Here is a 14,702-nt window from a genome sequence, read left to right on the forward strand (position 1 = left end):
TTTAATAAGCACTTAAAAAACAATAGTTTGGCGTCAGGTGTGAAAATATGGATAGGATGGCTATGGGTGTGCTGCTTGTTGATGCCGATGATGTGCGGCGCCAGCAACTGGGGACTGTGCTCTCCTTCATGGGGATCCCCTGGCAGGAGGTGGTTGAGAGCGATCTCGATGTGGCCATCGAGACTGCCGGGCCCTTGCAGGGGATTCTGGCCGGGGAACTGCGCGAGCGCGCCCTGAGTGAGCTGCTTGCCGCCCATCCTCGTCTGCCCTTCCTCTCCCTGATGCCGGCGAGCCATGGTTGCAGCAACTTCATCGGGGTGGCCGAGGCGCCCTTTACCTATGAGTCCCTCACCCGTCATCTGCACTTCTGCCAGGCCTTCATCTCCCTGCATCCCCGTCATCAGACCCACGACAAGGGTCAGACCCTGCTGCGCCTGCTGGTGGGCAAGGGGAGGGGCATCCAGGAGGTGCGCCGTCTTATCGGCCAGGTGGCCGAGACCGACGCCAACGTACTGATCCTCGGTGAGTCCGGAACCGGCAAGGAGGTGGTGGCTCGCGCCATCCACGAGCTGTCCGCCCGAAGCGCGGGCCCCTTCGTGCCCATCAACTGCGGCGCCATTCCGGCGGAGCTGCTCGAGAGCGAGCTGTTCGGTCACGAGAAGGGGCCTTCACCGGTGCCATTGCCGCCCGGCGCGGCCGCTTCGAACTGGCCCAGGGGGGCACCCTCTTCCTCGACGAAATCGGCGACATGCCGCTGCCGATGCAGGTCAAGTTGCTGCGGGTGCTGCAGGAGCGCCAGTTCGACCGGGTCGGGGGCGGCAAGGCCGTCCAGGCCGATGTGCGGGTGATCGCGGCGACCCACCGGGATCTGGAAGCCATGATCCGCACCCTGGCATTTCGCGAAGATCTCTACTACCGCCTCAATGTGTTCCCCATCGAGACGCCCCCCCTGCGGGATCGGGCCGACGACATCCCGCTGCTGCTGCAGGAGCTGCTCAATCGCCATGCCGAACAGCACAAGGGGATCATCCGTCTGACCCAGCGCGCCATGGAGTCCCTGATGCAGTACGCCTGGCCCGGCAACGTGCGCGAGCTGTCCAACCTCATCGAGCGCCTGCTCATCCTCTATCCGAACCAGATCGTCGATGTGGCGGATCTGCCCGGCCGCTATCGCCTGCTGCCCTGCGAGCCACGAGATGAGCGGCTCACCGAGATGGACGAGCGGGACGCCCTGGCTGCCGTGTTCCAGTCCCCACCAGAGCTGGATCCCGGCATCGCCATGCCCCTGCCCATGCAGTTGCCTCAAGAGGGGGTCAACCTCAAGGAGATGCTGGCCGACCTCGAGGTGGAGCTGATCCGCCAGGCCCTGGAGTCCCAGGACGGGGTGGTGGCCCGCGCCGCCGACCTGCTCAGCATGCGCCGCACCACCCTGGTGGAGAAGATGAAGAAGTACGGCATGAGCAAGGACAATTGAGGTCAATGCTTTGACGCATTGACCCAATACATTGATAAATAACGTCTATTTTGCTGGCATGGAAATTGAATAAGCTGACTCAATCGCCAGTTTGAGGTCAGCTTTATGACAATCTTGCAGCAGGATGTCCCCCTCCAGTCACATGAAGTGAGTCAGCTTTACGCCATCTTCACGGCGCTGCCGACCGGCGTGCTGCTGCTCGATGGCGAGGGGCTGATCACCCGTGCAAACCCTGCCGCCCTGGCGCTGCTGGGAGAGCCACTGGAAGGCCTCTCCTGGCGCCAGATCATTGCCCGCTGCTTCGAACCCCGTGAGGATGACGGTCACGAGATCTCCTTGCGAGACGGTCGCCGGGTTCAGCTGTCGACCCAGCCGCTGCCGGATCAGCCCGGCCAACTGGTGTTCATTACCGACTTGACCGAGACCCGCCAGTTGCAGGACAGGGTCAACCACATGAAGCGTCTCTCCGCCCTTGGCAACATGGCGGCTTCCCTGGCGCACCAGATCCGCACCCCGCTCTCCGCCGCCATGCTCTATGCGGCCAACCTGGCCAACCGCACCCTCAAGCCTGAATCCCGCAGCCAGTTCCAGCAAAAATTGATGGCGCGCCTGCAGGATCTCGAGAAGCAGATCAACGACATCCTGCTGTTTGCCCGCAATGGCGACAACCAGGTGGTGGCGCCCCTCTCGGTGCAGGGCTTGCTGGCGGAAGTGCAGGCGGGGGCCGAAGCCTTCTGCCAGCAGCAGGGCTGCGCCTTGCATCTGGAGGCCCCTGAGCCCGATCTCTGTCTGCTTGCCAACAGCAGTGCTCTGGCGGGGGCCATCAACAACCTCATCGCCAATGCCCGGCAGGCCGGCGCCGATTCGCTCCTGGTGAGCGCTGTGCGCAGCGGCAACCGGGTGGAGATGCGGGTCATCGACAACGGCAAGGGGATGGCCCCCTCCCTGCTCAACCAGATCTTCGAACCCTTCTTTACCACCCGATCCCAAGGCACGGGCCTCGGTCTTGCGGTGGTGCAGTCGGTGGTACGAGCCCATCAGGGAGAGGTAAGCGTGGCCTCGGTCCCTGGCGAGGGCACCTGTTTTACCCTGTCCTTCCCCCTGCATCAGCAACAGGTTCAGTTGGGGGGCGTGGCATGAGGCGCGCAAAAGCCGGAGCGCCGGTGAAGATGATTCTCGACAAGGCCATGTTGGTTGTAGGAGGTGTGGCATGACCCAGGCTCGCATTCTGGTGGTGGAAGATGACAACGGCCTGCGCGAGGCGCTGGTGGATACCCTGCTGCTCGGTGGGTATGAGTGCCGCGAGGTGGACAGCGGCGAGCGGGCCCTGCTTGCCCTGTCCCGTCAGCGCTTTGACATGGTGATCTCCGACATCCAGATGGGGGGCATGGATGGCCTGACCCTGCTCGCCAACATCCGCCAGCAATATCCCCAGGTGCCTGTGCTCCTGATGACTGCCTACGCCAACATCGACGGGGCGGTGCGCGCCATGCGCGAGGGGGCGATCGACTATCTGGCCAAGCCCTTCTCCCCCGAGGTGCTGCTCAACCAGGTCAGCCGTTATGTGCCGGCCCAGAAGGTGGAGAAGCGGGCCGTGGTGTACGGGGACCCTAGGACTGCGGAGCTGTTCCAGCTGGCGACCCGGGTGGCGAGAAGCGAAGCCACCGTCATGGTGACCGGCCCGAGCGGGACGGGCAAGGAGGTGTTGGCTCGCTACATTCACGACCACTCCAACCGGGCAGAACAGGCCTTCGTCGCCATCAACTGCGCCGCCATTCCGGAGAACATGCTGGAAGCGACCCTGTTTGGCTACGAGAAGGGCGCTTTCACCGGTGCGGTGCAGGGGTGCCCTGGCAAGTTCGAGCAGGCTCAGGGAGGAACCCTGCTGCTCGACGAGATCACCGAGATGGATCTGGGACTGCAGGCCAAGCTGCTGCGGGTCTTGCAGGAGAAAGAGGTGGAGCGGCTCGGCAGCCGCAAAATGATCCCCCTCGATGTGCGGGTCATTGCCACCAGCAACCGGGATCTGAAAAAAGCGGTGCAGGACGGGCTGTTCCGCGAAGATCTCTACTACCGCCTCAACGTCTTCCCCCTGCGCTGGACGGCGCTCTGGGAGCGCCCGGGGGACATTCTTCCCCTGGCGGAGCATCTGCTGGCGCTGCATGCCAGCCAGATGGGGCTGCCGACGCCGCAGCTTGCAGAGGGCGCCCGAGAGCGTCTGATGGCTCACCCCTGGCCCGGCAACGTGCGCGAGCTCGACAACGTGGTGCAGCGCGCCCTGATCCTCTGCCCAGACGGCCTCATCGACTGTGAGCACCTGATCCTGGAAGAGACGGACGAGACCCTGGTGCGGCCGCTTGAGCGGCTGTCAGGGGAGGGGCTTGGCGGCGAACTCAAGCTGCAGGAGCACCAGATCATTCTGGACACCCTGCAGGAGTGCAACGGCAGTCGCAAAGCGGTGGCCGACAAGCTCGGCATCAGCCCGCGCACCCTGCGCTACAAGCTGGCCCAGATGCGTGACGCCGGCATCGAGTTGCCCGCCTAGGCCTGACAGGCGCATGGCCTTGCCGGTCCGGCTCGATTATCATGGGCCCTGACGATCGGAATCCGGCTCCCCGCACAGTGCGTGGGGAGCCCAGCTAGGAGACCCCCATGATCTCTCATCGTAAACTGGAAAGCCTGCTCAACCACCTGCTCGAACCCCATGCCATCAAGGATTACTGCCCCAACGGCCTGCAGGTGGAGGGGCGCGAGCGCATTCGCAAGGTGGTGACCGGCGTCACCGCCAGCCAGGCCCTCATCGATGCCGCCGTGGCCGCCGGGGCCGATGCCATCCTAGTTCATCACGGCTACTTCTGGAGCGGCGAGCCGGCCCAGATCACCGGCATGAAGCAGCGTCGTCTCAAGACCCTCTTGACCCACGACATCAACCTGTTTGCCTACCACCTGCCGCTGGACGTGCACCCCGAGGTGGGGAACAACGCCCAGCTTGCCAGGCTGCTCGGCATCAAGGTGCGTCGCGGTCTCGAGCCCTGGAACAGCAAGAGCGTGGCCATGGTGGGCAAGCTGGAGGAGCCCATGAGCGGCAGCGATTTTGCCAAGCTGATTGCCGAGCGTCTCGGTCGCGAGCCGCTTCATTGTGGTGACAGTGGTCCCGAGCTCATCCGCTCCGTGGCCTGGTGCACCGGCGGTGGCCAGAGCTACATCAGCCAGGCGGCGGAGCAGGGCATCGATGCCTTCATCTCCGGCGAAGCCTCCGAGCAGACCATCCACACCGCCCGCGAGATGGGCATGCACTTCTACGCCGCAGGCCATCACGCCACCGAGCGCTACGGCGTCAAGGCGCTGGGAGAGTGGCTCGCCACCGTACACGGGTTGGAGGTGACCTTTATAGATATCGACAATCCGGTGTAGGGCCGATGAGCCGCGCAGCGGCGTCATCGGACGTGATGACAGCCATTGCGCTGGCCGATAGAAATGACAAGGGAGGCCTGAGCCTCCCTTGTTGTGTCTTACTGCTGCTCGCGGTTACTCGCTGGCATAGCCTGCCAGGCCAAGCTGCTTGCCATCGAGGAAGGCAGACCCTTCTCGCATCTGCAAGCGCCCTTCACAGAACCACTGCACCACCAGTGGGTAGATGCTGTGCTCCTGCACCTGGACCCGGGCGGCGACCTCGTCTGCACTGTCCCCTTCGAAGATGGGGACCCGTGCCTGGAGGATCACCGGGCCGCCGTCGAGCTCTTCGGTGACGAAGTGGACGCTGGCGCCGTGCTCGTCATCACCGGCCTCGATGGCGCGCTGGTGGGTGTGCAGACCCTGGTATTTTGGCAGCAACGAGGGGTGGATGTTGATCATCCTCCCCGCGAAGTGGCGCACGAGGTCGGCGCTCAGGATCCGCATAAAGCCGGCCAGCACCACCAGATCCGGCTGATAATCCGCCATCAGGGCCAGCAGGGCGGCATCATACTCCTCCCGGCTGGCGAACTGCTGCTGGGCCAGGATGGCGGTTGCCACCCCGGCTTCCCTGGCACGCACCAGGCCATAGGCATCAGCCTTGTTGCTGATGACGCCGACCACCTGACCGGCAATCTTGCCGCCGGCACAGCCATCGAGGATGGCCTGCAGGTTGCTGCCGCTGCCTGAGATGAGGACGAGGATGCGTTTCATAGGGGAGGTCATCTGGCCGTTGATCCGATCATTCATTGAATGATGACCTGCTCCTCACCATCGGCCGCCTTGGCGATGTGGCCGATGTGCCAGGCGTTCTCGCCTTCGGCCTTGAGCAGGGCCAGTGCCTTGTCCAGCTGATCCGCCGGCAGGGCGATGATCATGCCGACGCCGCAGTTGAAGGTGCGATACATCTCGTGGCGGGTGACGTTGCCTGCCTGTTGCAGCCAGCTGAACACCGCCGGCCACTGCCAGCTCTGCTCGTCGATGACCGCCTGGGTGTTGGCGGGCAGCACGCGCGGGATGTTCTCCCAGAAGCCGCCGCCAGTGATGTGGGACAGGGCGTGGATCTCGCACTCCTTGATGAGCTTGAGCACGGGCTTCACATAGATGCGGGTCGGCTCCAGCAGGGCGTTGGCCAGGGTGGTGTCACCCAGCGGCTGCTGCACGTCGGCCTTGGAGACTTCCAGGATCTTGCGAATGAGGGAGAAGCCGTTGGAGTGGGGACCGCTGGCGGCCAGGGCGATCAGGGCATCCCCTTCGCCAACCTTGCTGCCGTCGATGATCTCGCTCTTTTCCACCACGCCGACGCAGAAACCGGCGATGTCGTAATCTTCCCCTTCATACATGCCAGGCATTTCGGCAGTTTCACCGCCGACCAGGGCACAGCCGGACTGTTCGCAGCCGGCGCCGATGCCGGTGACCACGGCAGCGGCAGTGTCCACGTCCAGTTTGCCGGTGGCATAGTAGTCGAGGAAGAAGAGGGGCTCGGCGCCCTGCACGATGAGGTCATTGACGCACATGGCGACCAAGTCGATCCCCACGGTGTCGTGCTTCTTCAGGTCGATGGCCAGACGCAGCTTGGTGCCCACCCCGTCGGTACCGGAGACCAGTACCGGTTCCTTGTAGCCAGCAGGGATTTGACACAGGGCCCCAAAGCCGCCAAGACCACCAAGGACTTCAGGACGACGAGTGCGTTTTGACACGCCCTTGATACGTTCAACCAGTGCATTGCCGGCATCGATATCTACGCCAGCATCCTTGTAGCTCAGTGAGGTTTTGTCAGTCACGCGTATTCCCCGTCATATAAAGAAGTGGAGGGTAAAATTCGGGGCGTATTCTACCAGCGGGTACGAAAAACCAGAAAGAAAATCGTTTGCGCGTTTTTGAATCGAAAAGCTCTACAAGCCGTGGCTTTTGTTGTATGATTCCGCGATTTTTTTGGCGCCGGTTAGAGGAGATAATAATGAAAGTCGTTGAAGTCAAACACCCCCTGGTCAAGCACAAGATCGGCCTGATGCGCGAAGGCGACATCAGCACCAAGCGTTTCCGTGAACTGGCCAAGGAAGTGGGCAGTTTGTTGACCTACGAAGCGACCTCTGACTTCGAAACCGAAAAAGTGACCATCGATGGCTGGAACGGCCCTGTGGAAGTCGACCAGATCAAGGGCAAGAAGGTCACCGTCGTGCCCATCCTGCGCGCCGGTCTTGGCATGATGGACGGGGTGCTGGAGCACATGCCGAGCGCCCGCGTCAGCGTGGTCGGTATCTATCGCGATGAAGAGACCCTGCAGCCTGTCCCCTACTTCGAGAAGATCGTCAGCAACATCGAAGAGCGTCTGGCCCTGGTCATCGACCCCATGCTGGCCACCGGCGGCTCCATGATCGCCACCATCGACCTGCTCAAGAAGAAAGGTTGCCAGTCCATCAAGGTGCTGGTGCTGGTTGCCGCGCCGGAAGGCATCAAGGCCCTGGAAGCCGCTCACCCGGACGTGGAGCTGTTCTGTGCCTCCATCGACCAGGGGCTGAACGAGAAGGGCTATATCGTCCCGGGTCTGGGGGATGCTGGCGACAAGATCTTCGGCACCAAGTAAGCATCACCCCATCGCCGCGCCCAAGGCGCGCAAACGGAGCCGGCACCCTGCCGGCTCCGCTGTTTCTCCCCCCTTTGCTTGCTGCCATGCGCGCCTTGCCGCTACCATAAGCACCATCCCCCATTTCGAGAATCTTCTTTATGCTGAAACGCTTAGCGACTCTCCTCTGCTGCTGTCTGCCACTCGTGGTGTCGGCCGCCCAGGTAACCGACCTCTATCAGGGCAAGGCTCCCACCAGTGGCGACATGACGGCCGCCCAGTCCCAGGCGCTGGGGGACGTGCTCGTCAAGGTGACGGGCAAGCGCGATATCCTCACCCAGCCGGATGTGGTGAAGGCTCTGGCGGCGCCGGCGGATTACGTGCAGCAATACAGCTATCAGGACATCGGCTCGGTCAAGTTTCTCAAGGCGGATTTCAATGTGGCCAAGGTGAACGCCCTGGTCGGCCAGAGCAAGTTTGCCCTGCTTGGCCCGGTGCGGCCGCAGGTCGCCATCTGGGTGGTGGTCGACGAAGGGGAGCGGCGCATTCTGCCGGATCAGTCCGGCGATGGCTGGTCCGAGGCGCTGCGTGCCCAGACCCAGGCCATGGGGCTGCCGGTCAGTCTCCCGCTGATGGACTTGGATGACAACATGGCGGTCAATGCCACCGATGTCTGGGGCCGCTTTGCCGATCCCGTGCTCAAGGCGAGCCAGCGTTACGGCGCCGAAATGGTGGTGCTCGGCAAACTGAGCCCGGAGGGGGAGGCCTGGAGCATCGACTGGGGTCTTTATGGTACCAAGCCGGGGGCGCAGGCAGGAGAGCTGACCGAGCTGACCAAGGGCTCGGGTTCAGGTACCCAGGCCGAGGTGGCAAAGGGCTTTGCCGATGCCCTTGCCGGTTGGCTGGTGCAGCAGTACGGTACCCGTCTCTCCGGTGTCGCCTCCAGCCAGACCCTGGTGGTGGAGGGGCTGTCCGATATCGATGGCATGATCCAGATCCAGAAGCTGCTGCAGGGGATGGCAAGTGTCACCAAGGTGGCTATCGGCAAGCTGGAAGGGGACAAGGTGACCTTCAACCTCTCGCTGCAAGGGGACAAGGCCGAGCTGGTGAGGGGGTTGCAACTGGAGAGCCGCCTGCATCAGGTGGAAGACAACGAGAGCGGCCTGCGCTATCAATGGTCGCAGCCCTGATCCCGGGGAAGGATCCTGACCGCCCGGCATGGTCCGGGCGGTTCTCTATCTGCCCCGCTGGTGATACACTTGCCCGCAAATATCACAGTCAAAGCCCAACGAGTGAAGCAACCGGCCCAACTGTCTTTAGCCGTACAACTACCGGATGATGAAACCTTCGTCAGTTTTTATCCCGGCAACAACGCCCATCTGATCACCGCCCTCAAGAATGCGGCCATCGGTCAGGGCTCGCCCTTCCTCTATTTCTGGGGAGCCAAGGGGTCGGGCCGCTCCCATCTGCTCCATGCCACCTGCGCCGAGGTCAACGCCCGCGACGCGGCGGCGGCCTATCTCTCCCTCGATCAGTTCGAACAGCTTGACCCTAGCATGCTCGATGCTTTGGAGAGCCTGCCCCTGGTCTGTCTCGACAGCCTGGAGGCGATCGCCGGCAACGCCCTGTGGGAGCGGGCCCTGTTCGACTTCTACAATCGCTGGAAGGAGAAGGGGGAGGGGACGCTCATCGTTACCGGCTGCAGCGCGCCACGCAAGCTGGGGCTGCAACTGCCGGATCTCGCGTCCCGTCTCGACTGGGGAGTGAGCTTCCACCTCGACGAGCTGGACGACGAGGGCAAACTCAGCGCCCTGCAACTGCGCGCCGAGCTGCGGGGTTTCAAGCTGCCCATCGACGTGGGCCGTTTCCTGCTCAACCGCCTCTCCCGCGACATGCGCACCCTGCTTGCCACCCTCAATCGTCTCGACAACGCCTCCTTCCGTGCCAAGCGCAAGCTGACCATCCCTTTCGTCAAAGAGATCCTCGAGCTCTGAAAACCTATCCCATTAGGCTAACTTATTCGCCATTTTGAACCTGGGCAGTGCTCGAAATCCTCACGTACTACAGTACGCTCCGGTTTCTGCGCGCTGTCCGTGTTCAAACTGCCTTCAACGATTACGCCTACTGGGATAGGTTCTAAGCCCCATAACGACAAACCCCGGGACTTGGCCGGGGTTTGTTTGTGAGCATTACACTGCTATCAGTGGAACTGATCTTCTTCGGTCGAGCCGGTCAGCGCGGTCACCGACGACTGGCCGCCCTGAATGACGGTGGTCACCTTGTCGAAGTAACCGGTACCCACTTCCTGCTGGTGTGCCACGAAGGTGTAGCCCCGCTCGGCAGCGGCGAATTCCGGCTGCTGCACCATCTCGACATAGTGCTTCATTCCCTCGCCACGGGCGTACTGGTAGGCCAGCTCGTACATGTGGAACCACATGTTGTGGATACCCGCCAGGGTGATGAACTGGTACTTGTAGCCCATGTCGGAGAGCTCCTGCTGGAAGCGGGCGATGGTGGCATCGTCCAGGTTCTTCTTCCAGTTGAAGCTCGGGGAGCAGTTGTAGGCCAGGATCTTGTCCGGGTACTGGGCCTTGATGGCCTCGGCAAATTTGCGCGCCTCGTCCAGATCGGGCTTGGCGGTCTCGCACCACACCATGTCGGCGTAAGGGGCGTAGGCCAGGCCGCGGGAGATGGCCTGCTCGATGCCGGCCTGCACCTTGTAGAAGCCCTCGCTAGTGCGCTCACCGGTCAGGAAGCCGGCATCGTAGGGGTCGGCATCCGTGGTCAGCAGATCTGCCGCGTTGGCGTCGGTACGGGCGATCACCAGGGTGGTGGTGCCGCAGACGTCGGCTGCCAGACGGGCTGCGATGAGCTTTTGCACCGCTTCCTGGCTCGGGACCAGTACCTTGCCGCCCATGTGGCCGCACTTTTTCACGGACGCGAGCTGATCTTCGAAGTGCACGCCGGCGGCGCCCGCTTCAATCATCCCCTTCATCAGCTCGAAGGCGTTCAGCACGCCGCCGAAACCGGCTTCCGCATCCGCCACGATGGGCAGGAAGTAGTCGATGAAGCCCTTGTCCTCTGGTCCAACTTTGTTGGCCCACTGGATCTGGTCTGCCCGGGCGAAGGAGTTGTTGATGCGCTCCACCACGGAGGGGACGGAGTTGGCCGGGTAGAGGGACTGATCCGGGTACATGGTGGAGGAGAGGTTGTTGTCCGCCGCCACCTGCCAGCCGGAGAGATAGATGGCTTCGATGCCGGCCTTGGCCTGCTGCACCGCCTGGCCGCCGGTCAGGGCGCCGAGGCAGTTTACATAGCCTTTCTTGGCGCCGCCGTGGATCAGCTCCCACAGTTTGTCGGCGCCGCGTTGGGCCAGAGTGTGTGCCGGCTGCAGGCTGCCACGCAGGTTCACCACGTCCTCGGCGCTGTAGCCGCGCTTGATCCCTTTCCAGCGGGGGTTTTCTGCCCAGTCTTTCTCGATAGCCTGGATCTGTTGCTCACGGGTCAGTGCCATATCAGTTCCCTCTTTCATTGATTTCACGTTTCCATTGACTTGTTATGGGGGCCGTTACCGGCCCGGGTCTCACAGCCGCTCGTAGCCGGGCAGCGTCAGAAAATCGATGAGTGTGTCGGCGCAGGTGATCTCGTCCATCAGGGCGCCCGCCTCGGCGAAACGGCCAGATTGCCAGCGGGCCTCGCCCACTTCGCCTCTGACCACCTCCTGCTCCTCGGCCAGCATCTGGCGGAACAGCGCCTTGGTCACCGCCTGACCGTTGGAGAGGGTCTTGCCGTGGCGGATCCACTGCCAGATGGAGGTGCGGGAGATCTCGGCGGTGGCGGCATCTTCCATCAGTCCGTAGATGGGCACGCAGCCATTGCCGTTGATCCAGGCTTCCAGGTATTGCAGGGCGACGCGGATATTGGTGCGCATGCCCGCCTCGGTGCGATCACCCTCACAGGGGGCCAGCAGGTCGGCGGCCGTGATGGGGGCATCCTGCTCGCGCAGCACGCCGATCTGGTTCTGGGCACCCGCCGGAATGGTGGCGTTGAACACCGCCATGGCGGTATCGGCCAGACCGGGGTGGGCGACCCAGGTGCCATCGTGGCCGTTGTCGGCCTCGCGCTGCTTGTCCGCGTGCACCTTGGCAAACACCTGCTCGTTGACGGCCGCGTCCTTGGCCGGAATAAAGGCAGCCATGCCCCCCATCGCCAGCGCGCCGCGTTTGTGGCAGGTCTTGATAAGGAGTCGCGAATAGGCAGAGAGGAATGGCTTGTCCATGGTCACCACCTGGCGGTCCGGCAGGACACGATCGGGGTGGTTCTTCAAGGTCTTGATGTAGCTGAAGATGTAGTCCCAACGGCCGCAGTTGAGGGCGACGATGTGATCCTTCATCTGATAGAGCAGCTCGTCCATCTCGAACACCGCGGGCAGGGTTTCGATGAGCACGGTGGCCTTGATGGTACCGCGGGGCAGGCCGAACCTGTCCTCGGTCCAGGCGAACACCTCGCTCCACCAGCGCCCTTCCAGATGGCTCTGCAGCTTGGGTACGTAGAAGTAGGGACCGGAGCCCTTGGCCAGCAACGCCTTGTGGTTGTGCAGGAAATAGAGGGCGAAGTCGAACAGGCCGCCGGGAATGGGGGCACCATCAAAGGTGACGTGCTTCTCCGGCAGATGCAGACCGCGCACCCGGCAGATGAGTACGGCCGGATTGGGATTCAAGGTATAAGCCTTCCCCTCCGGGCTCTGGTAGGCAATGGTGCCGTTGACCGCATCGCGCAGGTTGATCTGGCCCTCGATCACCTTGTTCCAGGCCGGGGCCAGAGAGTCCTCGAAGTCGGCCATGAAGACCTTGACGTTGGCGTTGAGGGCATTGATCACCATTTTGCGCTCGACCGGGCCGGTGATCTCCACACGGCGGTCCTGCAGATCGGCGGGGATGCCGCGAATGGTCCAGTCACCATCGCGAATATGGGCGGTCTCTGGCAGGAAGTCCGGCAACTCACCGCCATCGATACGGGCCTGGCGTGCGACTCGCTGCTTCAGCAGCTCATTGCGTTGGGGAGCGAAACGTTCCACCAGTTCGGACACCAGGGCCACCGCATCCGGCGTCAGGATCTGCGCGTAATCGGGAAGCATCTCGCCTTGAATGCGCAGGCGGGGGCTGCTGATGGTCTGGGCCGGTGCCGACATAGTGGGTACTCCTCCAAAAGTTACATTTTGAATTTATTAACTACGACTAACGTCTATATCCCTTTCTTTCAAACTCCCCGTAACAGCGGGGTAACACGATTCATAAGGTGCAAAAGAATGGCGGATTCGTCAACTTGATTTTTAAAACAGGTGTTTTTTGATGATAGTTAAGATGCTGTTTTAAATGGATTTATGTGATTAGTGCAAAAGCTCTTTGCAGATGGTTATGCTCTTGGGTTGCCGGGGCGGCAGGGGGGAGGATTTCGGTAGAGGGGATGGGTTAAAAATGTAACTAATTACGTAATAAAATTACAAATGCAAAAACAAATCCCGACATTACTCCAAGCTTTGCAAAAACAGCTGTATGAAATGCCTTCGTTCAATCCAGCCTGCATGAGGGCTATGAAGTGACCGGGTAGTGAACCGGTGTTTAAAACTAAAATGTCAAATTGGGTCAAAATGGCGAAGGCGAACAGGAGAGAGGGAAATGACGAGCAATAACGTAGGTTTGTATCACGGCGTGTCCATGAAGGAGAGGGAGGTTGGAACGCAGGAGATGGTCAATTAAACTGATTTTTGAAGAAAAACCAGCATTTTGTCGTTATTTGCGGTGGCGGTCTGTTGGCCGGGGTCAAGGGCGGTGCCGGACAGCAAAACCGGCGTCTTGAACCGCACTATGGTACGGGCTCGTCTCAGTAATCTTCATCCGGGGCGGCGAGATCGATCACATCGAGGTGCACTGAACTGCCAAACCCGTGCTCTGCGGAATCGAGCTCGGAGGGCGTGGGGGAGATCAGGGGCTGAACGGGCTGGGAGTCAACAGCTTGGGTCATGGATGCTTGCCTCATTGATTGCAAGCCGGTCGGTGATTCCATCACCCTAGTGTCCACCTCCCTGTTTTTATGGCCGGCGGAAAAGTTGCGTATCCTAAATAACTGATCCCAATAGTGCTACACCTTCGCTGTGCCATAGCCATTCCCCGGGAAAGGAGACACGGTATCCATGAAGTGTTTCACTCGGGCCAGCAGGTTTGCCATCCCTCTGCATTGATGATTGCGCGTGATGGTTTCATGTAACTTGTGCCATAGCCGTTCTATGTGATTAACCCAAGGGCTGTAAACTGGCTGGAACACCAGGCAGAACTTGGGATTCTTCTTCAACCATCGCTCGGTCTGTTTGCTTTTGTGAATGATGTAGTTATCGAGGATCAACGTGATGGTTTTGGCTCGTCGGTAGTGGTGGCGCAGCTTTTCCAGCATGGCAATAAACAGCGATGAGTTTTTCTTGATCCCGCTGACGTAAAGTACCCTTCCGTTGCCTGCGTGGAGAACGCCTGCCAGATAATGCTTGGCATTCTGCCCCGGTGTGACAACCCGCTTTTGCTGCGCTCTGAACATCCAGTCGGCTCCTAATTTGGGATTGAGGTCTATATCGACTTCATCCTCATAAAACACCGGATTATCGGCATCACAGCGGGCCAGCGCGGCGTCGATATTCGCCATTTTTTCCTGATAGGCTGGGTCTTTTATCCGCAAGGTCGGCACGGGCCTGCGCCAGACAATGCCCATACGAGGTAACCATCGGCGGAGCGTGGAGGCTGCCACATTGAGCCCTGTTAACCGATTGATTTTTATAGCCAATAGTTCAGTACACCAACGGCTGCGCTGATAACCAAAATCTTGCGGAGAAAACTGCATGAGCAGCACCAGTAAGGTGACAATCTTGGCGATAGGTAAGACTGGGGCACGGCCAGCCGGTAAGGCTTCTAGCGCATCTATGCCTTCATCTCGATACCACCGAAGCCAACGACCGATGGTCGAGCGCGCAGCGCCGGTAAGGTGATGAACATCGGTGATCGTGCGTCCTTCATGTAACAGCAAGATGGCCATCAAGCGACGAGCATGTCCTTTATCACGGGTGGCATGGATGATTTTGTGAATGCGGCGCCGTTGTGGTCGTGGCAGAGGTGGTAGGATAGGCATCAACTCAGTCCTTTGGGTGTGGCTTGTTTTGTTTAG

The 14,702-nt window shown here is 61.1% G+C and carries 12 protein-coding genes and 1 pseudogene; 7 read left to right on the forward strand and 6 right to left on the reverse strand.

Going from position 1 to position 14,702, the window contains the following annotated elements; translation table 11 throughout:
- The first annotated feature begins 56 nt into the window (after window positions 1–56).
- From AB5Y64_RS14855 to AB5Y64_RS14870, 4 genes and pseudogenes are all read left to right on the forward strand, one after another.
- A pseudogene (locus tag AB5Y64_RS14855) lies at window positions 57–1,474 on the forward strand (sigma-54 dependent transcriptional regulator).
- Window positions 1,475–1,579: 105 nt separating this feature from the next.
- On the forward strand, window positions 1,580–2,614 hold the full coding sequence (locus tag AB5Y64_RS14860) for a PAS domain-containing sensor histidine kinase (protein ID WP_043153839.1): 1,035 nt from the start codon (window positions 1,580–1,582) through the stop codon (window positions 2,612–2,614).
- A 70-nt stretch (window positions 2,615–2,684) separates the two neighbouring features.
- Entirely contained in the window at window positions 2,685–4,019 is a 1,335-nt protein-coding gene (locus tag AB5Y64_RS14865; RefSeq protein ID WP_053288348.1) for a sigma-54 dependent transcriptional regulator, read from the forward strand.
- A gap of 107 nt (window positions 4,020–4,126) precedes the next feature.
- A complete protein-coding gene (locus AB5Y64_RS14870) occupies window positions 4,127–4,888 on the forward strand; it encodes a Nif3-like dinuclear metal center hexameric protein (RefSeq protein WP_042864115.1) in 762 nt (253 codons plus the stop codon).
- Between the two features lie 114 nt (window positions 4,889–5,002).
- Here the strand turns inward: AB5Y64_RS14870 and purN are convergent, their stop codons facing one another.
- Entirely contained in the window at window positions 5,003–5,641 is a 639-nt protein-coding gene (gene purN, locus AB5Y64_RS14875) for a phosphoribosylglycinamide formyltransferase (RefSeq protein ID WP_042017578.1), read from the reverse strand.
- Window positions 5,642–5,673: 32 nt separating this feature from the next.
- The gene (gene purM / locus AB5Y64_RS14880) at window positions 5,674–6,711 is read right to left on the reverse strand and encodes a phosphoribosylformylglycinamidine cyclo-ligase (protein ID WP_010675274.1); all 1,038 of its coding nucleotides are present in this window, start codon (window positions 6,709–6,711) and stop codon (window positions 5,674–5,676) included.
- A gap of 176 nt (window positions 6,712–6,887) precedes the next feature.
- Here purM and upp point away from each other — a divergent pair, with 176 nt between their 5' ends.
- The 3 genes from upp (at window position 6,888) to hda (ending at window position 9,487) form a co-directional block, all read left to right on the forward strand.
- Complete coding sequence (gene upp, locus AB5Y64_RS14885) at window positions 6,888–7,514, forward strand: uracil phosphoribosyltransferase (RefSeq protein ID WP_005302745.1); 627 nt, start codon at window positions 6,888–6,890, stop codon at window positions 7,512–7,514.
- A 140-nt stretch (window positions 7,515–7,654) separates the two neighbouring features.
- Window positions 7,655–8,683 carry a DUF2066 domain-containing protein gene (locus tag AB5Y64_RS14890; RefSeq protein ID WP_201956282.1) on the forward strand — a complete coding sequence of 343 codons (1,029 nt, stop codon included), beginning with the start codon at window positions 7,655–7,657 and terminating at the stop codon, window positions 8,681–8,683.
- A 102-nt stretch (window positions 8,684–8,785) separates the two neighbouring features.
- Complete coding sequence (hda, locus tag AB5Y64_RS14895; protein ID WP_010675272.1) at window positions 8,786–9,487, forward strand: DnaA inactivator Hda; 702 nt, start codon at window positions 8,786–8,788, stop codon at window positions 9,485–9,487.
- 206 nt (window positions 9,488–9,693) lie between these two features.
- Here hda and aceA read toward each other — a convergent pair whose 3' ends face one another.
- The 4 genes from aceA to AB5Y64_RS14915 form a co-directional block, all read right to left on the reverse strand.
- Window positions 9,694–11,007 (reverse strand): isocitrate lyase, encoded by a 1,314-nt coding sequence (gene aceA / locus AB5Y64_RS14900; RefSeq protein WP_041214877.1) that lies wholly within the window; start codon window positions 11,005–11,007, stop codon window positions 9,694–9,696.
- Window positions 11,008–11,076: 69 nt separating this feature from the next.
- Window positions 11,077–12,684, reverse strand: a complete 1,608-nt coding sequence (gene aceB / locus AB5Y64_RS14905; RefSeq protein ID WP_368204071.1) for a malate synthase A — start codon at window positions 12,682–12,684, stop codon at window positions 11,077–11,079.
- Window positions 12,685–13,376: 692 nt separating this feature from the next.
- Complete coding sequence (locus AB5Y64_RS14910; RefSeq protein ID WP_010675269.1) at window positions 13,377–13,517, reverse strand: hypothetical protein; 141 nt, start codon at window positions 13,515–13,517, stop codon at window positions 13,377–13,379.
- Between the two features lie 117 nt (window positions 13,518–13,634).
- On the reverse strand, window positions 13,635–14,666 hold the full coding sequence (locus AB5Y64_RS14915) for an IS630-like element ISAhy2 family transposase (protein WP_001809438.1): 1,032 nt from the start codon (window positions 14,664–14,666) through the stop codon (window positions 13,635–13,637).
- Window positions 14,667–14,702 lie beyond the last annotated feature (36 nt).

This window comes from Aeromonas sp. R5-1, from assembly GCF_040908265.1.
Taxonomy (GTDB): Bacteria; Pseudomonadota; Gammaproteobacteria; order Enterobacterales; family Aeromonadaceae; genus Aeromonas; species Aeromonas caviae.